Origin of the sequence: Lysinibacillus sp. GbtcB16, assembly GCF_019091145.1 — a bacterium.
Taxonomy (GTDB): domain Bacteria; phylum Bacillota; class Bacilli; order Bacillales_A; family Planococcaceae; genus Lysinibacillus; species Lysinibacillus fusiformis.
Window position 1 is genome coordinate 1655568 of sequence record NZ_JAGXJV010000001.1, and the last position, 22619, is coordinate 1678186.

At 36.7% G+C, this 22619-nt stretch carries 20 protein-coding genes; 13 read left to right on the forward strand and 7 right to left on the reverse strand.

Annotation, left to right across the window (positions count from 1 at the left end; genetic code table 11):
* Positions 1 to 4: 4 nt before the first annotated feature.
* Positions 5 to 502 (reverse strand): NUDIX hydrolase, encoded by a 498-nt coding sequence (locus KVT27_RS08335; protein WP_217581118.1) that lies wholly within the window; start codon positions 500 to 502, stop codon positions 5 to 7.
* A 223-nt stretch (positions 503 to 725) separates the two neighbouring features.
* Between KVT27_RS08335 and KVT27_RS08340 the strand changes: the two genes are divergently transcribed.
* From KVT27_RS08340 to KVT27_RS08360, 5 genes are all read left to right on the forward strand, one after another.
* A complete protein-coding gene (locus tag KVT27_RS08340) occupies positions 726 to 1412 on the forward strand; it encodes a Dph6-related ATP pyrophosphatase (protein WP_217581119.1) in 687 nt (228 codons plus the stop codon).
* A gap of 224 nt (positions 1413 to 1636) precedes the next feature.
* Positions 1637 to 1963, forward strand: coding sequence for an ArsR/SmtB family transcription factor (locus tag KVT27_RS08345; RefSeq protein WP_036125832.1), 327 nt, complete (start codon positions 1637 to 1639; stop codon positions 1961 to 1963).
* Positions 1960 to 2370, forward strand: coding sequence for an SRPBCC family protein (locus KVT27_RS08350; protein WP_036125833.1), 411 nt, complete (start codon positions 1960 to 1962; stop codon positions 2368 to 2370). The genes KVT27_RS08345 and KVT27_RS08350 overlap by 4 nt, the downstream gene beginning before the upstream one ends.
* Positions 2371 to 2500: 130 nt before the next feature.
* Positions 2501 to 5671, forward strand: a complete 3171-nt coding sequence (locus KVT27_RS08355; protein WP_217581120.1) for an ATP-binding cassette domain-containing protein — start codon at positions 2501 to 2503, stop codon at positions 5669 to 5671.
* A 145-nt stretch (positions 5672 to 5816) separates the two neighbouring features.
* Entirely contained in the window at positions 5817 to 6770 is a 954-nt protein-coding gene (locus KVT27_RS08360; RefSeq protein ID WP_217581121.1) for a nucleoside hydrolase, read from the forward strand.
* 1 nt (position 6771) lies between these two features.
* Here the strand turns inward: KVT27_RS08360 and KVT27_RS08365 are convergent, their stop codons facing one another.
* From KVT27_RS08365 to KVT27_RS08375, 3 genes are read right to left on the reverse strand one after another with little or no spacing between them, the layout of a single operon-like run.
* Positions 6772 to 7896, reverse strand: a complete 1125-nt coding sequence (locus tag KVT27_RS08365; protein WP_217581122.1) for a Ger(x)C family spore germination protein — start codon at positions 7894 to 7896, stop codon at positions 6772 to 6774.
* Entirely contained in the window at positions 7883 to 9004 is a 1122-nt protein-coding gene (locus KVT27_RS08370; RefSeq protein ID WP_036125840.1) for a GerAB/ArcD/ProY family transporter, read from the reverse strand. Before KVT27_RS08370 ends, KVT27_RS08365 begins: the two co-directional genes overlap by 14 nt.
* 16 nt (positions 9005 to 9020) lie before the next feature.
* On the reverse strand, positions 9021 to 10547 hold the full coding sequence (locus tag KVT27_RS08375; protein ID WP_036125842.1) for a spore germination protein: 1527 nt from the start codon (positions 10545 to 10547) through the stop codon (positions 9021 to 9023).
* Between the two features lie 473 nt (positions 10548 to 11020).
* Here KVT27_RS08375 and KVT27_RS08380 point away from each other — a divergent pair, with 473 nt between their 5' ends.
* From KVT27_RS08380 to argH, 7 genes are all read left to right on the forward strand, one after another.
* Positions 11021 to 11902, forward strand: a complete 882-nt coding sequence (locus KVT27_RS08380; protein ID WP_217581123.1) for a GNAT family N-acetyltransferase — start codon at positions 11021 to 11023, stop codon at positions 11900 to 11902.
* A 146-nt stretch (positions 11903 to 12048) separates the two neighbouring features.
* The gene (locus KVT27_RS08385) at positions 12049 to 12591 is read left to right on the forward strand and encodes a glycoside hydrolase family 73 protein (RefSeq protein ID WP_036125845.1); all 543 of its coding nucleotides are present in this window, start codon (positions 12049 to 12051) and stop codon (positions 12589 to 12591) included.
* Between the two features lie 11 nt (positions 12592 to 12602).
* Positions 12603 to 13241 carry a response regulator transcription factor gene (locus tag KVT27_RS08390; protein ID WP_036125847.1) on the forward strand — a complete coding sequence of 213 codons (639 nt, stop codon included), beginning with the start codon at positions 12603 to 12605 and terminating at the stop codon, positions 13239 to 13241.
* Complete coding sequence (locus KVT27_RS08395; RefSeq protein ID WP_217581124.1) at positions 13238 to 14572, forward strand: sensor histidine kinase; 1335 nt, start codon at positions 13238 to 13240, stop codon at positions 14570 to 14572. Before KVT27_RS08390 ends, KVT27_RS08395 begins: the two co-directional genes overlap by 4 nt.
* Positions 14573 to 14730: 158 nt before the next feature.
* Positions 14731 to 16026 (forward strand): helix-turn-helix domain-containing protein, encoded by a 1296-nt coding sequence (locus KVT27_RS08400; protein WP_217581125.1) that lies wholly within the window; start codon positions 14731 to 14733, stop codon positions 16024 to 16026.
* Between the two features lie 291 nt (positions 16027 to 16317).
* The gene (locus tag KVT27_RS08405; protein ID WP_217581126.1) at positions 16318 to 17889 is read left to right on the forward strand and encodes an APC family permease; all 1572 of its coding nucleotides are present in this window, start codon (positions 16318 to 16320) and stop codon (positions 17887 to 17889) included.
* A gap of 28 nt (positions 17890 to 17917) precedes the next feature.
* Entirely contained in the window at positions 17918 to 19240 is a 1323-nt protein-coding gene (argH, locus tag KVT27_RS08410; RefSeq protein ID WP_217581127.1) for an argininosuccinate lyase, read from the forward strand.
* A gap of 114 nt (positions 19241 to 19354) precedes the next feature.
* On the opposite strand, the gene KVT27_RS08415 is transcribed toward argH, so the two are convergent.
* Both KVT27_RS08415 and KVT27_RS08420 read right to left on the reverse strand, forming a co-directional pair.
* A complete protein-coding gene (locus tag KVT27_RS08415; protein WP_217581128.1) occupies positions 19355 to 20212 on the reverse strand; it encodes a PhzF family phenazine biosynthesis protein in 858 nt (285 codons plus the stop codon).
* A 144-nt stretch (positions 20213 to 20356) separates the two neighbouring features.
* A complete protein-coding gene (locus KVT27_RS08420; protein ID WP_036125859.1) occupies positions 20357 to 21565 on the reverse strand; it encodes an MFS transporter in 1209 nt (402 codons plus the stop codon).
* A 150-nt stretch (positions 21566 to 21715) separates the two neighbouring features.
* On the opposite strand from KVT27_RS08420, the gene KVT27_RS08425 reads away from it, so the two are divergent.
* Positions 21716 to 22255, forward strand: a complete 540-nt coding sequence (locus KVT27_RS08425) for a helix-turn-helix domain-containing protein (RefSeq protein ID WP_225316188.1) — start codon at positions 21716 to 21718, stop codon at positions 22253 to 22255.
* 79 nt (positions 22256 to 22334) lie between these two features.
* On the opposite strand, the gene qoxD is transcribed toward KVT27_RS08425, so the two are convergent.
* Entirely contained in the window at positions 22335 to 22619 is a 285-nt protein-coding gene (qoxD, locus tag KVT27_RS08430; protein WP_036125864.1) for a cytochrome aa3 quinol oxidase subunit IV, read from the reverse strand.

Genomic DNA, 22619 nt, shown 5'->3' on the forward strand with positions numbered 1-22619 from the left:
TGCTTTAAAAACGTTCAACGTAGTCACGACCTTTCATCTTGTTAGTGAAGTTTTGCTTTAATAAATAGGTATCGATAATAACTTTTGCTTTCTTGACGATATTAGATGGCAATGCATCTAAAGAAAAATAGGCTAGCTGTAAACTCTCGCCATCAACCGTTGCAAGCTGTCCATCTATTTGATCTGTCATAAAGACGGCAGTTACCCCATATACTTCATCCCCATTTGGATAGTGAAAATAATCCTGCTGACCAGATAGCATCGTTATAAAACGAAGTTGGGAGGTTTGTAGGCCAGTTTCCTCAAACAGTTCACGTCTAGCAGTATCCTCTAAACTTTCACCAGGCTCCATCGCTCCTCCAGGTAAACCCCACATTTTTATATCAGAGCGCAGCTGGAGAAGAATTTGTTTCTCGTCATTCAAGACAATGACCGTTGAACCTACCAAAATAAGAGGCATTGTCCCAACCTGTTGTCTTAGTGCTTTTACATAATCACTCATAACATTCCTCCTTTTTCCATCAACCGTTATCTATACCTTAACATAAATATCCAGATTCTCAGCATGCTTGTGATAAAATAAAGGGGTGATATCCTTCATCTTTATCATGTAAGATAAATCAATAACCTAGGTGAGCAAAATTGAAGAAGCTAACTTATTAACGACTACCTAATAACAGTGCAAGAAGGATTGATCTTCATGGACAGTAAAAGGAGAAATACAAATGACAGAAACAACTGGCTGGAAAAATAATGCGCAAAATCATCCATTCATCGCTTCATTCAGTGGGGGAAAGGATAGTGTTTTAGCTTTATATAAAGCATCACAGGTGGGACGAGCGATTGGTCTGATTGTCATGCTGGAGGAGGAAGGGAAACGTTCTCGATCACATGGTATGCCACCAGAGCTTATACAGGCTCAAGCCGATTCTATCGGATTGCCAGTCTATACGGCTGCGGCAGGTTGGACGCATTATGAACGTGTATTTATTGAACTTTTAAACAATGCGAAAAAACAAGGGGCAGAGGTGTTAGTTACGGGCGATTTAGATATGCCCGCACACGGCTGCTGGCATGATGAGGTGACGAAAAAAGTTGGATTAAAGCTTGGTATGCCGTTATGGGAGATGAATCATCGGGAAGCTGTTGATGAATTTATTCACTTAGGGTTTGTCACGATGGTAGTGACCGTTAATCTGTCATTAGGCATGACAGAAGAGGATTTAGGACGAGTACTTACCCCTGATTATATAAAAGAGCTGGAAGAGCGTAATATCGACCCTTGTGGAGAAGGGGGAGAATTCCATACTACCGTTTTGGATGGACCCCTTTTCCAATTTCCGATCAAAGTTCGTAAATGTCCAATTATTCGAGATGGTGAATATGCATTTTTACCATTAGAGCTTGCTTAAAAATAACCAAAAAACAGATGGATGCCTGTTTTATGGCATGTCCAAAGCAAAATATCCATAGACAATCATCATCAATACAAGCACAAAGGAGCTCACCTTTGTGTTTTTTGTATTGATAAGTATAAAATCCATAGCAAAATGTCCAAAATAATAATTGACTAGACACTAAACGGTGTCATATAATTAGGACACCATTTAGTGTCCTAATAGAAAGGGTGGTGGTTTTGAATAACAATCATCAAGAGCGTGACGTGTATGTAGCCATTGCTGACCCTACAAGACGCCAATTGATTAATTTATTAGCTAAGGCAGATGAGTTACCGCTTCACGAATTAACGGCTCACTTTGATATGGGACGTACTGCCGTGTCAAAACATTTAACAATCCTGAAAGACGCAGGTCTTGTGATCGCTCGAAAAGAAGGTAGGGAAACAAGATATAGGCTAAATGCGGCTCCATTGAAAGAAATACAAGATTGGATATCGATTTACGAAGATTTTTGGAAAGCAAGAATTTCAAAATTACATTTATTATTGGGGGAAGACAAATGAAACCAGATGTAGCATTAGATTTTACATTTACAAGTTCCATCGAGCAAGTATGGCATGCCTTAACTGATTCGGACACACTTGCAAAATGGATTTGGAGCAATGATTTTCAGCCGATTGTTGGCCATAAATTCCAGTTCCGAGCTGAGCCAAACGAATGGTGGGATGGTATTGTCGATTGTGAGGTACTTGAGATTGAAGAGCCACATAAACTATCTTATACATGGACAAGTGCGGGTGAAACAACAACCGTAACATGGACATTAACGCAAGCATCTGATGGGACAACTCAGTTACATCTCGATCAAGGTGGATTTAGTGAAGAAACAAAAGCTCGTCAAGGAGCAATTGAAGGAGCTAAATACGCTTGGACTAACATGGCTAGCCAGCTTGAAAAAGTATTAGCCTAGTAATCAAATCAACCTTTATGAAAAAGAGCGCAATTCCTTCAAATGAATTGTGTTCTTTCATTTTCTGAAGGTCGCTGTTCCTAGATAAATAAAGTCCTTGTGAAAATAGTAAACACGGAAGGAAAACAGAATGAAGATTAATCAACTTATTGCCAACAATATAAACCGTTTAGATGTCGACTTACCTGAAGATCTATCCCTTGGCATTGCAGGGTTGTCTGGGTCAGGGAAAACCACTTTTTGTCAAACGATAGGGGAAGAATCCAAAAAACGTCTTGTTTCTTTATTACCTAAGGCTGAATATCAATATTTGTTTCCAGCAATTATGGAAACGAATTTTAGTGCCATAAAAATGGAGAATATGCCATTAGTTCTTTTTCTAGGAAAATCATCCATATCTACAAATCCACGCTCAACTATCGGTACGCATACAGGTGTATTTAAGGAAATACGTGATCGATTAGCGGAGGAGTTTCATTTATCTCCAGAAGTTTTTTCCTTTAATAATGCACTAGGCTGGTGTCCGGCGTGTAAAGGACGAGGGACGACGAAAAATGTTGAATGTAAAAAATGTCTGGGAAAGCGCTATAGCGAGGAAGTAGAGCAGCATCAGCTAACAATAAGAGATGGACAATATAGTATTTCGGATATCCATCAATTAAGTGTTGAAACAATCTATTCATTATCAGCGGAATTAAAGATTAGTGAAGAGAAACAACATATTCTTCAAAATATTATCCAAATGAATATTGGCTATTTAACATTAAATCGCATTATGGGTACTTTATCAGGAGGAGAATTAACAAGACTCTATTTAGCTGAGTTTATGGCAACGAGCGAAAATACGGTAATTATTGTTGATGAAATCTCGGTAGGTCTTGACCATGACACACTCTTGAAAATTTTAGAGCAGATTCAACGACTTGGCTCTAAAAATCAAATTTGGCTAATTGATCATTCGGATACGGTTTTAGATACTGCAGATAAGCATCTATTCTTTGGACCAGGGAGTGGAAAATACGGAGGAAGAATTGTGGAAGAATCTCCTCGACCACAGCCTATCTATTGGGAACGTAGTCAGCTAAAACCAAAGACCTTCTATCAATTCCGCGACCTACATTGCCGCAATATCCAAATTGCCGAGATAGAAATTCCCCAAAATCAACTGGTCACCTTCACAGGAGAGTCTGGCTGTGGGAAATCAACTCTAGTAAATGAGTGTATCGCAAAGGATTTTCTTAAGCGCTATCCAAAAGATAAATTAGTGATGGTTGGACAAGATCGAAATCAATCAATTACAAGCCGATCTACTGTTGCGACATTTCTTGATATAAAAAAGAAATTGACCAAATATAGTGACGAAATCGATGATATTTTTCAACGCTCGATTGAAGACATTATCGAGGAGCTCCCAACGGAAGATATTGCGCATAAACGTTTAAGCTTGCTCATCAAACTTGGGCTAGGCTATTTAACGCTGGAAAGAAAAACACAAACTCTTTCCACGGGTGAATTCCAATGTGTTCATTTAGTATCAGAGCTGTTCGCCAATACGCGAAATCCTCACACACTGTTTATTTTTGATGAGCCTTCCAAAGGATTATCGCAAAATATTTTAAACCAATTTATTGATAGTATTAGGGATATTCTGAAAGATGATTCGATCTCCATTGTCATGATTGAGCATAATGCCTATATGCTTGAAAGCTCTGATTATATTGTGGACTTTGGTAAAAGACAGCAGGGGCCAGTGACACATCTTGATGTAGTGGATCATCAAGCATATTTTAAACAATCGCACCTTACGAAAAGCAAAGCTGATTTACCAATCACATCTACCTTAGCATCGAAAAAGGGTATTCATTACTTACAAGACAATCCTATTCGCTATTTTAAAAATGCCGAAAATATATACAAAGGTGGCATCTTAAAAAGTCTTTCATCAATGGCGCGTCTAATTTACGGTGAATATGAATCCAATAAAATTGCACCTGTTATTGCGATTGACCTTGAAAGACATTTATACAGCCAATATAGTTTTCTATATGAAATAGGTGGTCTTATCAATCATATTGTGGCTGCCCATCCGACGAATAAGGATACGAGAAGCTTTGATTTCTTTAGCCAAGAAAATCATTGTCCTAGCTGTTCGGGTCGATTACAGATTGAAGAATTCGATTTTGATTTAGTCATTCAACATAAAAATGTGCCATTCTGGGACGGCTTATTGTATCCAGAGGTGATGGATGTTCTAAAATACTACCAGCATTCAAAATTAGCATTCCTTTTTGAAGAGATCAAAAATGAACTGGGTCAAGACATCAGTAAGAGCTATAATGAAATGACGGAAGAAGAAAAGCATACATTCTTATATGGATATTGGGACAAATCATTTTATGATAAAGCAACAAAATCCTCAAAAAAATGGGAAGGCTTTAATCTTATTATTGGCCGTTATATGGTTATCTCTAAATCCATCATTAAAGAGCAAATGAAGGAAACAAGAGAGATGGTCCCTTGCCCAATTTGTCATGGCTCTGTCCTTAATCATCAAAAGAAATTACGCTTTGGTGACACGGATATTCGAGAAATAATTCATCAACCGATTGATGAGGTCATCAAACTAGTAGGCCATTTACCACAGCTTGAAAAAATCAAATCCATTGTAGGCAGTGATATGTCACTCATACAGGATGTTTCATTACTGCCAAGAGAAACGCAAGTATCGCTGAAAATGCTGGAATTAGAGCTTGCAAGCTTTGTTGGCTACGAGATTGTTCTGCAAAACACATTACCATTCTGGGATAAAATCAAAGATAATATTGCTGCCATCAGCCGTGAAAATCAAGTAACGATTTGTGATTTCCCGAATATTTATGAAACGAGAGACACCATCATTGATCAATATTTTACGAATGGTAAATATAAAAAACTGACGTATGTTTATGAAGCTTTCGGCTATAAAAAAATAGTGACGCAAATCAATAAAGTGAAAGGGAGTCATGCATGTCCATTCTGTAAGGGGAAAAAGGTTCTGACAGAAGATGGACTACATGACGGTGTCTATAAATTAACGGTTCCATGCGTCAGCTGTGGTGCAACTGGTATTAATGATGAGGGCCAAAAGGTAAACATCGAAGACATTGACGTGCATACATGGCTAACGGGTATCGTCAGTGATGTGGTAATGGAAGGAAATCAGTTGGAAGCAGTGGGGCAAATTCCTATTTTCAATCGTATTAGAGAGTTAAATAAACAAGAAATGATGGCGGTTTATCAGTTCCTTGAACAGAATCGTTAATATATCCGTTTCGAAGCCCATCTGCCAATGACAGATGGGTTTTTATGTACTAATTTTTCCAGAAAAGTAAACAATCAGTGTCGTCTTGGTCATAGGAACCGTACTATAAGGGTAGGTGAATTGGCAGTAAAAGGGAGGTTTATGTTTGAAGAAAAAGGTCTTATTATTCGGAGACATTGGCATCGACGATACGATAGCATTGATTTATGCAAGATTACACAAAGAAATCGAAATCGTTGGGTTAATTGCTGATTATGGGAATGTCTCAAGAAAAGATGCTGTATCTAATATTTATTATGTCATGAAATTATTTGATTTTCCCGAGGGAATTCCCGTTATTTTAGGAGCAGAGATCCCTCTAACTGGTGAACAGCCAACATATTATCCAGAAATACATGGAGAGCATGGGCTTGGTCCCATTATTCCAAACGAAGATCATGAAATAAAAATTGAAAACTTTTTAGAAATCGTTCAAATCATCGAGAAATATAAGGATGATGAGCTAATCATTGTTAATATTGGGCGTCTTACATCACTAGCGACGATGTTTATTCTTTATAATCAGCTCATGCAACATGTGAAGGAATTTTATATTATGGGTGGAGCATTTTGGGTGCCAGGTAATGTTACGACCGTAGCAGAAGCAAACTTTCATGGGGACCCATTTGCGGTAAATATTGTGCTCAACTATGCGAAAAATGTCACAATTATTCCATTGAATGCTACACAGAAGGCGATTGTTACACCTGGGATGGTTGATTATATAGACTCATTTGGCAAGACAAAAATCCTCAAACCTCTCATGGAATATTATACAAAATTTTATCAGAAACGGGACCCGTCACTACTAGGTAGCCCAGTCCATGATGCGTTAACACTAATGGCAACGATTTATCCTGAGATGTTCATTTATGAGTCTTACTCTGTAACTGTCGTCGATAAATTAGATGGACCTGCTAGAGGGCAGAGCATTGCCGAAACACGACCATTTGAAAATGTTAATAGTGATGAAAAAAGACATCGTATTGCATTCGATATCCACTATGACATGTTCTTCCATCATTTTATATCCATTATGACAGGCCATGATGGGCAATAGCTTATTCAAAAACACCGTCTCTTAAGACCACAAAATCAACTTTCACATTTACTTTCATATCTTTATACATTTCATGCCATTTGTCTTTTGTTAAATTAGAATGTCTCACAACGCTTCTATATTTTTCACCAAAGCCAAAAATATCGGATTCTACTTCCTGACTATGGGCAATGACTCTTGCTATTTCCTTCGTCAATTTTTTTTCGATGGCTTTTTCAAGGGCTGCCACGCTTTCTCGGTTACCTTGATTAATATCTGGAAATACTTCTAATACCCTTGACTTAATTTTAATATTTAAATCAAACTCAGGATTTTTTGCATCAATTAATTTCATCTCTCTATTCGAGTGAATGGCATCAAAGGCTACTGTTATTTTATTTGCAGGCTTATGCAGTAATTTAGGTGGAATATCTTCTTTCTCCAAAATGGTTTCATATAAACCTACTTTAAACGTATCTCTGACAATTTTTACATAAAAGCTATCTTTTGCTGGAAGCGTACTAACCATTTTGCCACCTTTAAAGAGAGCCACGCCACTTAGCTCCACAAACTCACCATCTCTTTTGATGGTAGGCATAGCTAAATCTCGTCCAATGGAATAATAATCATGAGCAATCTGATGAAGAGTCGCCGAAATCATATATTCCTGTTTCACATTTTGCTCGATTAATCTTAATACATGCTGACCAATATCCTCAATATTTTTGTATTCGTAATTCAGAAATGGTGCTGCTTTACCTTCCACTACGGCCATATAAATACCGTTGCTGACGCTTGCGTTTTCTAGACTAGTATCAATATAATAACGTAAATCTTCTTTTGCTAATTCTTCACCAAACAAAATAACCCTCATTTGACCGACCATTATTTTTTTAGAAAGCTTCCTGTTCGCTTCCATACGATTTCCTTTACTCGTTTCATTTTCTGTCGTCAAAACTTCCACTTTGCTTTGGAACTCTGGATTGACTTCACGAATAACGGCTGTCGCAGCTATTTTGCTTTCTGCTCCTACATCGTAGCCCACTAGTGTGGTTAACCCTACTTTATCCAATACATTCGTTTGAGCACACCCATATAAAAATATCAATGACAGAAAAACAATAAAAGAGCATCTAAGCTTGTTCATTTTTGGGCACCTTCTTTGATGAAAACTTCTTTTTTAATATAGCCAAGATCCATAACAAAATAGGGTAAATAAAAATAACGTAAAATGCTATATTGCCAAATACGGTGTTAATCGTATCAATTTCTGTACGTGTTTGAATGATCATTGTGAAAATGAAAACGATGAAGGAAAATACCCAAACAAATGTCGTGGCGCGTATTTTAACTAATCGAATTACCCCTCGATAAGCAGCCCATAAATACAGACATAGATTCGGTATAATAATGAGCATCCAAAAACAAACGGCTATAAATTCAAAGCGTTCTATAAAAGGGAAGCTAATAAAACTAAACAATGTTAATGTTGCCCAAATTGTTTTTAGTAATTTTCCCTCACTGTAATAAGCAATGGACACTATCATGACTACAACATAAATCAATGTTGTAAACAACAACCCTAAATGAACAGGTTTGCGGATATTTTTTTTGTCCTTTACAAAGGGATAAATAACATTTAAGATTTCGAAGCCGATAATGGTAAAGGTCATGGAATGGGCACCCTTTAAAATGGAACGAATATCGTTTTCAAAAATCGGAAATAAACTTTCCGCAGAGGCAAACTTCATTGGAAAGGCTAGCATTGGTAATATCCATAGGGAGAGAATAATACTGAAAAAGGACACACCCACTATAACTCTAAGTCCACCTGTAAAAGCATAAATAATAATGATTAATAAAGTAGCTGACAGAAACCATGTCCCAATACTAGGGAAAATCCATGCGTGGATCACTTCAATGTAATTACGCAGAACAGAAAAAAAGGCGACGGTGCAATAAGTGACATACAAAGCATTTAAAAAATTGCCAATCCATTTTCCGAAAATATCTTGTTGGATACCATATAAATCATTGGAGCCGTATATTTCCAATGTTTTAATCATACAAAATGTGACAATATGTGTAGCAATACCTGCTAAAAGAACTGAAATCCATGCATCCTGCCTTGCATCTTGATAGATAATACGTTGAAATCCCTGTATGCCGACCCCAATTTGAGCGCCGTGCACGACAAAAAAGAGTAAATAAGCGTTAATCATCTCTTTCGGGTTAAGTTGTTTAGGATTATTCATTTCTTTCACCTTCAGTTCAACTTTTTTCCGGTTTTATTGGCTCAGGCTCGAATTTATATTTATCCTTTGGTCTCGTTAACGCAGGTCTTTTCGCTGTTAAGGGAATAGGCAATCTGATAATACTATCCCGCATTTCTTTCAACCTTGGTGGATAGAAAGGAGACATATACGGAGCACCCAGGCTTGTTTGACGTAAAAGATGAATAAGAATAAAACAAAAAGCTAGCATGATGCCATAAAAACCCCAAAAGCCTGCAAGGATAATGATCGGGAAACGAATCAAACGAATGACATTGCCCATCATATAACTCGGTGAAGTGAAGGATGCGAGTGCACTTAAAGCAATGATAATTAATAAAATATTACTTGTAATACCTGCTTGTACAGCGGCAGTCCCTATTACGATACCGCCTACGATACCAATAGTTTGTCCAATTTTAGTTGGTAGCCTTGCCCCAGCTTCTCGCAGTAGTTCAATAATAAATTCCAATAATAATGCCTCGAATATAGGTGGGAAAGGAACTAAGGCTCTGGATTCACTTAATGGCACTAAAAAGGCTTGCGGAATGACCTCATAATGAAAAGTTAAAGCCGCTACGTAAAAGGGTGTTAAATAGACGGATAAAATGAAGGCAGAAAGTCGTAATAAACGAAGAAAGGTAGCAATTTGCCAGCGTAAGTTTTGATCTTCCTGGCTTTGAAAAAACTCAGTAAATGTTTGCGGGCAAATGATGGCCATTGAGCTACCATCCACTAAAACGCCCATTTTGCCATCTAGTATCGCATCACAAAATCGGTCAGGCCTTTCCGTCAGTAACATCTGAGGGAATACTGACAATGAATTATCATCAATCATCTCTGCCAAAACGGCACTATCAAGTAGTTCATCGACATAAAGATCCGTAATTCGTTGGCGCATTGTATTGACCATTTGCTCATTAGCAATGCCATTCATATATAGCAATGAGACCGAGGTATTTGTACGCGTGCCGATTTTTAGTTTTTCATGACAAAGATTAGGACTTACTATGTAGCGACGGATTAAAGAAATATTTGTAGTTAGACTTTCATTAAACCCAACCTGAGTCCCAATTACTTGTGACTCATTTTCTGGCGCCGATAATGATCGGGATTCTCGAGTAGCGATATTGCCAATAAGAACTTCAGAGTAGCCGTCTAGATGAATAACGACAGACCCATTGACCATCGATTCTACTGTTTCCTGTAGTAGATTGGATTTGACAACTTCAGGAATAGAAAGAGTCATCTCAATGCCTTCTAGTGTTTCCTGAGGGTTATTTAGCAAATTAGCAAGAATGTCATTGTTCAATGTCTGATCATCGACTAAATTATCTATATAAATAAGCGTAACATTCGGTGGGATAGCCTTCATGATTAAATCAGCTGGGTTATTCGTCGCATTTTGAATCGACTGAATAAAATGATCAGTTGTCGGGGCGACCCTTACAAGATTTTCTTTTACTTTTGGTGTCTCTTCGACGGATGGTGGTTGTTGTTTATTGAAAGGTAGTTTAAATTTCATGCTGAATTATAGGCTCCCTTCATGATTAACTTTCGTTTATAGATTTAACATTTGAAGGATTTTCTATACTTATTTCATGCTTTTTCAATCTAAACATTGTCAATATATCTCTAGACAACATTTAACAAAAAGTGGTAAGCTTACAGTAATCTTAAAAACAGAAGGGAGATTAGACATTTATGCTAAAACTTATTATCGCAAATTAAATTCCCCTGAATTTAATAGAAGGGCCATTCTATCATACTTGAAACATGATAGGTCTATTTAGTATTGCCCTTTTGCGATAACGTAGAGAAGCATAAATTTGTCTGATCCATATAAACAGATACTATCGTAGCCACTGCAGTGGTTAACGTTGTTTTCTGTATATAAGCAAAGACTTTATGAGGTTTTCTCATAGAGTCTTTTTCTGTTTTTAGGAGGTGATGATTCCAATAATAATGTATAAATAGATAAAATCGGAGGGAATAAACATGGAAAAGTACGAATTAGTGAGCGATTATCGTCATGATGATCGATTAAAGGAAAGCTTTAATGATTTAGCAATAAAAACGTTTGGGTTGGATTTTCGAGATTGGTATAGCAAAGGGTATTGGAACGACCAATATATTCCTTATTCATTTGTTCAAGACGGAAAAGTGATTGCGAATGCTTCGGTTTATAAAATGTCGATTCGCATAAACGGCGAGCAATTAAAGGGGATTCAGATTGGTACGGTCATGACCGATGAACATTATCGTCATCAAGGCTTGGCAAAGCAGCTGATGCTGCATATCATGAAAGAGTATGAGGGGACCTGTGAGTTCATGTATCTCTTTGCCAATGAAACAGTATTAGATTTTTATCCGAAGTTTGGCTTTACTCGTATACATGAAAGTGAATTCAGCTTAGACCTTACAGCAAGTCCTATTCAACGAAAGCAGACTAGCGTCCAACAGCTGACAGTTGAGCAAGATCTAGCACTCCTTGAGGATTATGCAAAAAATCGATATATCCATTCAAGTATAATCGCTGTTGAGCAAAATGAAAGTTTATTAATGTTTTATTTTACGTTAGTTTTCCCTCATGCCATTTACTATCTAGAAGAATTAGAAACAATAGTATTCATGGAGGAAGAGGAGGGGGTATTAAATATTTTTGATATCATCTCCTTACAGCCCATTCATATACAGGAGTTGTTAGCCATTATTGTGAAAGATTCTACCCAAAAAGTGGTGTTTTATTTCACGCCGGAGTTTACCTTGAATGGCATGACCGCGACCATCCAACCTAATGATGACGACGCTTTATTTGTTCTTTCAAAAAAGGCGATTCTGCCAGGGAATTTCATGTTCCCTTTAACTTCGCATTGTTAATCGGAAGAGGTTGAAACAAACAATGCGCAAGCCTGTACCTTAAAAAGGACGGGCTGTTTTTACAACTTTTAATGTTTTGTCAAATAACTGTAACATTGCTGTTTTACGATACAACCATCAGTTAAATGGAAATGAGGTAAAACACAATGAAAAAAATCAGTATTCTATTACTTATCGTTATTTTAGCCCTTTATATGGTCAAGCTATTTGGACATGGTCATCAAGACGAAGTTGAATTTATTGATGAAATAGCATCAATAGCCGTTGCATTAAATAAGCAAAATCAAGAGATATTGCCTAGTGTAATTATTGCACAGGCTATATTGGAGTCGAATTACGGTAAAAGTGAATTAGCGGTTAATGCAAATAACCTGTTTGGGATAAAAGGCAGATATCATGGAAAGTCTATTAAAATGCCGACAGTTGAATATGAACAAAATAAAAGCTTTACAACTGAAGCAGAATTTAGGGCTTACCCTGATTGGAAAAGTGCATTAAAGGACCATCGTCAGCTATTATTAGAGGGTACCAGTTGGAATGAACAACAATACGAAGAGGTTCTGGCGGCTTCAACCTATCAAGAAGCCGCCTATGCCTTGAAAAAAAGCAATTACTCGACAGATCCTTTATATCCCGAAAAATTAATTGCTATAATCGAACAATATAATCTGGAAAAATATGATAATTAGGAGCTTCATACATGAATATTCTCATTGCAGATGATGAATTAGATATGTTAAAGATTTTACAAAACTATTTTCAAAGAGAGGGGTTCACGGTTTTTACCGCAACAAATGGAGAGGAGGCACTTACCGTTTTTTATCAAGAAAAAATTGATTTGGCCATTTTAGATTGGATGATGCCTAAAATAGATGGGATGATGGTTTGTCGTGAAATGAAAAAAACACAAAAGATTAAGGTCTTAATGCTTACAGCAAGGGACACTGGTGAAGATGAATTTCAGGCGTTAGCAGAGGGGGCTGACGATTATGTCAATAAACCCTTTTATCCTAAGGTACTGATAATGAGGGCAAAAAAATTACTGCAAATTGAAGCTATTCAACAATTGCATGATGTGTCCTTCGATGTTACAAGTAAACGTGTTTGGCGAGCAGGGACAGAAATAGAGTTAACGAAAACGGAATTCGATTTGTTACGAATTTTTAGTCAAAATCGGAGACAAATTTTGACGAGAGATCAATTACTAGATTTAGTGTGGGGATTGGACTATATGGGAGATCCACGAACAGTGGACACACATATTCGACGATTGCGAGAAAAAATAGGAGAGAACATTATCCAAACTCATAGAGGAATTGGATATAGTACAAGCGAATGAAACAAAAAATCGGCACAAAACTAACCATTTATATTACTTTAGTAGTTATTCTTACATTTTCGATATCCCTTGTTGTAAGTCAGTTTTTCCTTCCTAAATATTATTTATATCAGCTGAATAAAAAAGTATCAGAAGCCTTTGATTCTTATCAAGTATTAGAGGATGCAGAATTGGTGGAGCGACAATTTGATGTCACAATTGTAACAGTCCCATTACAGGACTCCATCAATGACCTGAATGAAAATTTAAGACTTCAGCTGGCGAAAGAGCATATTGCCCTAAATAAATTTTGGGTTTCCGAGGAAGTACTACAAACTATCTCGGAGGATAAAATTGTAGGAAAGCTCTATGATCAAGGGAAACAAAAGTCTAGCTTTATTGTACATTATGCGAAAGAAGGGGATCAGCTTGTCATGATTGGAGCCTCTATGGCCCATTTTACAGATATAGCCTATTTTATAAATCGTTTTAATTTAGCCTTTCTGATAGTGAGTATTTTAATCATTATTATGGTCACAGCGCTACTATCTCGGAAGATAACCAATCCATTACATGAATTGCAGCAAGTTGCAAAGGAGATTGGGGAACTGAATTTTCAACAAGCTACCATTCAAACAGGTGATGAAATCGAAGAGTTAGCAAAGAGCATTAATAAAATGAGTACAACGCTTGAATCAGCGCAGCAATTATTAACACAACGGAATCTAGATTTAAAACAATTTATGATCGGCTTAACACATGAGTTGAAAACGCCTCTCGCCCTCATCAATGTATACTCAAGTGGGATCGAAGATGGGTTGGATGATGGCACCTATTTAACAGTTATACATCAGCAAGTGGATCGTATGGAGAAAATCATTACAGATATGCTTTATTATGCCCGAACAGAAGAAAATGCTTTGAACCTATCACGTTTTGATTTTTACCAGCTACTACAAGAAATCATACAAAGCTATCAGCCCTTACAGGGGGAAAAACAGATTTTTCTTCAATCGGACGTAACTGAATTTATGCTGAATAGTGAGCAGGAAAAAGTCTATTATATTATAGAAAACTTGATCAGCAATGCACTAAAATATACATCAGACGATGAAATACAGATTTCCTTTACTTCGGGTATATTGGAAATAAGTAATCATACAACACTACCAGATATTTCTAAAATATGGCAACCGTTTTATGTAGGCGAAAGCTCTCGAAATAAGCATTTCTCTGGAACAGGGCTTGGTCTCGCGACAGTGAAAAGTATTACCGAACAATTAGGCTTTGGAACGAATTCCACACTAACAAATGGAAAAATATCGTTTACGATAGATTTTTCAAGCAAGTAATTGTATTCTGTACAGATCTCTTCTTATGTTCCCATCCGGCAAGTGACCATTATTGCCGTCAAATACCTTATTTCTGGATAGTTTTTAAATGACACTATAAAAATTGGGCATTTCTCTATAGAATGGTATATATCAAGTAATTTTACTAGGAGGAAATAATGTATACAGTTGGAGTCATTGGCCCTAATTCATCTGTAGAGCGCATCATTAAATTAGGCAAAGAATACGAAATGACTATGAATTTTATAGCATTTCCATATCATGATTTTCATGAAACCGTCCATATCGTAAAGGAAAATCATCACGCTGTGGATGCCTGGTTTTTTTCTGGTCAAATTTCGTATATGGTTGCGAAAAATACGTTACATTCAGGTGAAAACTTAGTTTATATTCAACATACTGAATCTGGCATTTATAAATGCCTGTTGCATATGGGCTTTTATCAGGGAGAATTTTTAAACAAGGTAAGTATTGATGAAATCACGACCTCTCATTTGGAGCAAGCCGTAAAACAGCTAAATTTTGCGCCTAAAGAAATCTATGTCAAAACCTTTGACGTAAACACCAGCACAAAGGAGTTAGTGGATTTTCATATTGATTTATGGCATCGTGAAAAGACGGCAGGTGCTTTAACTTGCTTTGAAGCTGTCTATTTAGAACTGAAGGAGGCTGGTGTTCCAGCTTATCATATTTCGACTACAGATATGGAGATTCTTCAAGCATTACGAATACTAGAAGAAAAACGTAGAACTTTTTATTTTAAAGATACTCAAATTGGTGTTCAAATTATCGAAATTGAGCAATTTGACAAGATTTCTGAAAAGGCGAAAAGCACTTATCATCTTCAGTATTTAGAATTAAAATTAAAAGAAACCTTACTGCGATTTTGTGAGCAACTAGATGGTTCTCTGTTAGAGAAGGGGAATGGCCGCTATATTATTTTTAGCTCTCGTGGGGCGATTGAACGGAAAATTAAGGACTTGCAGGAGACAATCTTTCAGCTTTCACATGAATCCAATACGACCGTCACGGTTGGGATTGGCTATGGGGTAACTGTTCATTCGGCAGAAATTAATGCGCAGCTCGCTATTCAGCTATCAAAAGAAAAGTCTGAGCTGCCCATTGTCATCGTGCAGGAAAATGGAACGATCATCGAATCCGTAGGGGAAGAAGATGAAGTCAGTTTTTCATACCATAGTAATGATGACATTTTATTAGAAAAATTGAAAAAAGCAAAAATTAGCTTAAAAAATTATAATAAATTATGTGCAATCGTCAAAAAAATGAGCTGGCAAGAATTTACCATTAAAGATTTAGCTGCACATCTTTATTGGGATGAAAGCAATGCTAGACGGATTTTAACAAGTCTTAGTGACGTAGATCTAGTAGAGTATACAGGCAAAGACGCTCAGATTAGCAGAGGAAGACCAAGTAAAATTTATCGTTTGAAATGACCATCTTCATGGATGGTTATTTTTTTTTGAAAAAAATATGTTGAAAAATTCAAACGATTAAAATAAAATCATTTTAAGGTAAACACCTTTTAATTACCTTTAATTAATGGTTACTAAAAAATGTGTGCAATGTTTCATCATCTAGAAAGGAGCACAATCTATAACAATTACCTACATTACATTGCGCTGCAGAGTAAAATATCTAATTTTTTCTGCCAAGACGTCATTTTATTGAAGCGTCAAAATTAAAAGGGTCATACCAATATTCTCTTTTCAGAGAGGGGAACATTCATGAGTCAAGAACAATATTTGAAAAAGAAAATGGGGTTTTGGTCACTTACAACATTATCTCTAGGGGGAATAATCGGATCTAGTTGGCTCTTTGGACCATGGGTAGCTGCAAAATTGGCAGGCCCGGCAGCTATTCTGTCCTGGATCATTGGTGCGTTTGTTATCACACTTATAGCGCTTGTTTATGCTGAGTTAGGAAGAGTAAAACCTGAGACAGGAGGCTTAGCCAGATATCCGCTTTATTCACATGGAAAAATGCTTGCTACCGTTACTAGTTATTCCATCTGGTTTGGCTATTGTGCTACTGCACCCGTAGAATCATCAGGTGTTATCCAATATGCCAATCAATTTTGGCCAGGATTATATGATGTTACGAAGGAGCAACTGACAACATCAGGTATTATAGCAGCGATGGTGTTAATGGTATTTTTTGTTGTTTTTAATTATTTCGGGGTGAAACTATTTGCAGTCACAAACAATATTATTACAACCGTAAAGTTTGTTGTTCCTGTTCTAACGATTATTGCCTTTTTTATGACAGGCTTTCATCCAGAGAATTTTTCAAGCCAAGGATTTGCTCCAAATGGCTATAGTGCAGGATTAAGTGCCATTTTAACAACCGGAATATTTTTTGCTTATACAGGGTTTGGCAATGTCATTATGATGAGTGGGGAAGTCGTCAACCCTAGAAGAAATATTCCACTCGCTCTCATTACGTCTTTAGGTGTTGCGGCAGTATTATATGTGTTACTTCAAATTACGTTTATCGGCGCAGTTCCAACAGAAATGTTAGCGAATGGGTGGAGTGGCATTAAATTTGATTCACCATTTGCTAATTTAGCCATGATGGCTAATATGGTTTGGCTATCATGGATTATTACAGCTGATGCGATGGTTTCGCCAACAGGTTCAGCTCTTACTTATACAGCTGGTACGTCAAGACATGTATTTGGTATGGCGAAAAGTGGTTTCCTCCCATCTTATTTTGGAACAATTAATAAAAAATTCGGTGTTCCAACACGTGCACTTGCACTTAATTTCCTAGTAGGTTTATTATTTTTATTCCCACTTAAAAGCTGGACAACTATCGTTGCGATTGTAGGAGCTATCGGTATTTTTAAATATGCATCAGCATGTGTAACGGTTATGGTTTTCCGTAGGGTAGGTCTGACAAAAAATAATGGGCTACCAGGTATGCAAGTCATAGCGCCAATGGCATTCGTTTTTGCCACACTGCTTATTTATTGGACAAATTGGAGTAAGGTACAACTAGCTATTACAGGACTTGTGATCGGTATTGCCTGTTATTTAGTGATTTACTTTATTCAAAAACATCAATCAGTGGAGTTCCTTGGTGGTATATACATTATCTTTTATATTTTAATGCTTGTATTCATGTCCTTCCTAGGGAATTTTGGTGGTAAAGGCATAATCCCGGATCCTTATATGTCCGTAATTGTCGCTATATTTGGCTTAGCCTTTTATTATTTTGCTGTTTACAATGGTGTCTGGTATATGCGTAAAAGAGGAAATATTGAGGAATTACAGAAAAGCATTTCTGAAATATCATAACGTTAATAGATTGGTTGAAGGAGAATGAATGATGAAGCTTTGGGGCGGTCGTTTTAGAAAAGAAGAAAACAAATTAATGGAAGATTTCAATAGTTCATTAAAGGTGGATCAAAGACTTTACACGGAAGATATAAAAGGCAGTATTGCCCATGTCCATATGTTAGTACAATGCGATTTATTGACGGAGAAGGAAGGACAAGATATTGTTAATGCACTTCTTTCCATTTTAGAGGATATTGATAATGGCACATTACGGATTGAAGGAAATTATGAAGATATTCATAGTTTCGTGGAGTCGAATTTGACACAACGAATCGGTGAAACAGGGAAAAAGCTTCACACAGCAAGAAGTCGTAATGACCAAGTAGCAACAGATATTAGACTATATGCAAAAAACAAGGCGTTTGAGGTGATTGCCTCTATTGAAGAGTTACAACATAGCCTAGAACAAAAAGCTAAAGACAATAACGTTATAATGCCAGGGTATACGCATCTTCAACGTGCGCAGGTTGTAACGTTTCAGCATCATTTGATGGCTTATTTTAATATGTTAAACCGTGATAAAAAAAGAATTGTGAAAGCGATCGAAATAATGAATGAGAGTCCGCTTGGATGTGGCGCATTAGCAGGAACTACTCATGCGATTAATCGAGAATTAACAGCCAACGAGCTAGGTTTCTCTAAGCCGGTGGATAATTTCTTAGATGGGGTAAGTGATCGCGACTATTTATTAGAGCTAATGTCAGATTTCTCCATAATTATGATGCATTTAAGTAGATTAAGTGAAGAGCTCATTTTGTGGAGTAGCCAGGAGTTTAAATTTATTACGATTGATGATGCCTATTCTACTGGCAGCAGTATTATGCCGCAGAAGAAAAACCCTGATGCAGCAGAGCTTATACGAGGCAAAACAGGACGAGTATATGGCTCGCTAACGTCTCTATTAACAACAATGAAGGGCTTACCACTTGCTTACAATAAAGATATGCAGGAAGATAAGGAGCCATTTTTCGATGCATTGGATACGGTTTTATCTTGTCTACAAATCATGTCAAAAATGATTGCTACGATGAGGGTGAACAGTGAAAACATGAAAAAAGCTGTCAAAGGAGGGTTTCTAAATGCAACAGAGGTCGCTGATTATTTAGTGAGCAAGGGGGTTGCCTTTAGAGATGCTCATAGTATTGTCGGAGCCATCGTTATTTACTGTGAAGATCATGACAAAGCGATTGAGGAATTAACAATAGATCAATTGAAAGAATTAAGTTCATTTATTGATGAGGATATCTATGACTATATCGATTATCATAATATCTTAAACAAAGGAATTAAAGTAAGTTTACTATCATAAAAACAAACCGTTATTTTGACATTAAATGGTCAACATAACGGTTTGTTTATTTCAAAGATGAATTAGATTTCTCCGTAAGCCAAATAAGGGAAGAAGCATTCGTTTTTTTTACGTTCACTCCATATTTTCTACAGTTAAACATTTAGTTTCACAATAATAGCCTTTGCCGCCAACAAAAACTTTTTCTATTTCATTCATGCTATTGGTTGCTAATTTCACTAATATTTCGGAAGGCGAATGTAAAGAATAACCTTGTTCAAATACATAGATTTCTTTTTGCAATTGATGCTGTTCGTAAAGGTAGCAAGCTAATGCACCGTTTGAAGTTCCAGTCGCTGCTTCTTCATTGATGTCGTATAGTGGAGCAAAATTTCTGCATATGATTCGATCGTCATTAAACGTATATACATGCATCCCCACAACATCATAATACTCGCTGATTTCTTTAATCTTGTCAAAATTAGGTTGCAGTGCATGTAATTGTGTTTCACTTGTTATAGGAATTAAAATATCTTTTAAGCCTGTGGAGACAATTTGAATCGGGTAGTTATTGTCTATAGCTTTACTATCAATACAGTCGATGAACTCGTTTGGAGAAATAACATCATAGAATGTCGGTTTGTTTTGTTCCATGAATATGCTGTCATCTTTTATCGTAATAGTAAGAACACCGCTGTTTGTTTCAATCGTATAGCGATCCTTGAAAAGTTTATTTAAATGCATCAGTATCGTGAAAGAGCCTATTGTGGCATGACCACATAAATCAACCTCTTCTTTTGGTGTAAAATACTCAAATTTATAATCTGCCACTTCAGATGCTGATATAAATGCGGTTTCCGCATAGCCTAGTTGTTTGGCTATGGCCATTTTTTGAGTAGTGGTCAATGTATTTTCATTCAATACCACTCCTGCTTTATTTCCCCCTTGATGATCCTTGCTAAATGCACTTGCAACGTAAACAGATATTTTCATAAGACTCTTCCTTCCTCACTTATAATGAATAGTAGCATAGAAATTACGATTTAAAAGTATTTTTAGCAGGAGACAAACTATTTTAGCATCTGAAATCTCTAAATATAGTTTGTCTACAATCTAAAACACGGTTGAAACACTCCGTCATCTACTAGGTAGAACGCGAATAGTAGCTGATTCCGTCTTTGTTTTAACCTTTAACGTCAGCCCCATAATAACGATGATTATAAATAATAAGGTGAAAAGGGCAACGTCAAATGTATTCGTCATATCCTTGATGACACCAACAAGCATTGGAATGATGCCGCTAATGATATAGCCACCAAATTGAATCATCGCTGTCCATTCACTTGCCTCTTTTGGTGTAGTCGTTGCATCTAAAGGTAAAATCATTGCTAATGGGAATAAACCACCAGCACCGATGCCCGTTAATGTCGCACAGAAAATAGGTGAGATTCCGCCCATGATTAACATCATAATACCAATAAAGGAGCTTGAAGCACAAAGTAGCATCCAAGGTTTTCTCTTTAAACTATTATTTATTAAGATGGGAATGATAAAGCTACAAATCATTTGCATGACTGAAAAAATAGTGACCGTTGTTGCGGCGTAGGCGTCACTATATCCCATATCCTGTACTTTAGGAGCGAGCCATGTCGCGAGGGAGTAATAAACGCCAGATTGTAAACCAAACATGACCATAAGAAGCCAAACATATCGGTTTCCCCAAGGTAGTCGACTTTTTTGACTTGCAGATTTCTCTATGGATTCTTGAGATTTCTTAGATTTTTTAATAATAGGAATCCAAACAATGATCCCCATAAGAGCAAATACCGACCATATCGCTAAAGCTGCATTCCAGGATTGATGAAAAGCATGCATAGCAGGTACAACTAAACCAGCACTTAAAGACGCTCCAATTCCCATACCCGCAGAATATACACCGATCATCGTAGAAGAATATTTAGGAAATTCCTTTTTGATATAGCCTGAAATCAGTGGACCTGTTATGGCAATACCTATCCCACTAAGTATAGCGGTTGCTAATAAAAATAAAGGAAAAGTTGCCACTAACCGTAAAGCTGTTGATACACCAATTAATAAAACGGATAGCCCAATCGTCCATTCGATACCCCATTTTTCACTTAGCTTGCCAGCCAATGGTGCAAAAATACCCATACAAAATACAGGAAGTGCCGTTAATAAACTGACAACAACACTCGTCATCTGCAAATCCATTTGTATATTTTTCAATACTGGCGAGATAGACGTTATTGAAGCTCGTAGATTCATAGACAGTATAAACAAAGAAAAAACGCTCCAAATAATCGGGAAGTTTTTTGATTTCGCCATCACTGAAAACACCTCTTTTAGTTATTATTTGATATACTATAGTTAACTTTTAATTTTTAAAAATAAACTATAATTAATCGACTTGTATACTATAATATACTAATTATGCAAAGTCAATAAAAGGGGTGCAAACTATTGCTGGAGGAGAATATGGATTTATCAAGTCAGGTAGGTATGAACTTAAGAGAGATTCGAAAAAACAAAAGGATGAGTCTCGAGGAGCTTGCGAGTATTAGTAATGTCAGTAAGCTAACATTAGGCAAAATTGAACGTGGAGAAACCAATCCAACTGTTAATATCCTTTGGAAAATATGTAGAGGGCTTCATATTCCATTAGTTTCTTTATTATCCTTTGAAGAAAATGTAGAGGTCCATCGTTTTGGGTCGGAATACCAATTTGCAGGTCATAATAACAACTGGTTTGTCGAACCTTTATTTAAAACTAATGGAACTGAGTGGTATAGAGGTCGACTTGAACCTAATAGTGAATACAGCGAGTGTCACTTAGCAGGCTCCGAGGAAATTGTGCTTGTATTAAATGGGCAACTGGAGCTAAAGGTAGGAGAGAAAACCCATCAGTTAAACCAATGGGATGTCATTAAATTCAAAGGTGAAGAACTTCACACGTATATCAACCACTCAGATGAAAAAGTACATTTAATGCTGTCATTAACGTATACAACCCCATAAGTATGGATAAAGAAAGTCATATTACTGCCACAAAAAAATCGTCCTTACTTTATACAAGTAAAGGACGATTTTTCTCTATTTAGATATAACCCCAAATCATACATAATAATGTTCCGAAAATGGTAACGAGCGCAATGACTAGCCCATAATAAATATTCGTATAGATGGCTGGTTTATCATTGGTTTCACCAGCGTGCATAAAGACAACTAATTGCAAGCCTGCCTGAATAAATGCTGTGACTAAAAGTATCGTCATCGTAATGGGCATTGATATTTGAAAAAAGTAGACACATGCTGCAATGATGGTAAGGATGATCGACATGGCAAATCCCATCACCTGTTTTAGTGGGAATAAATTACTCAT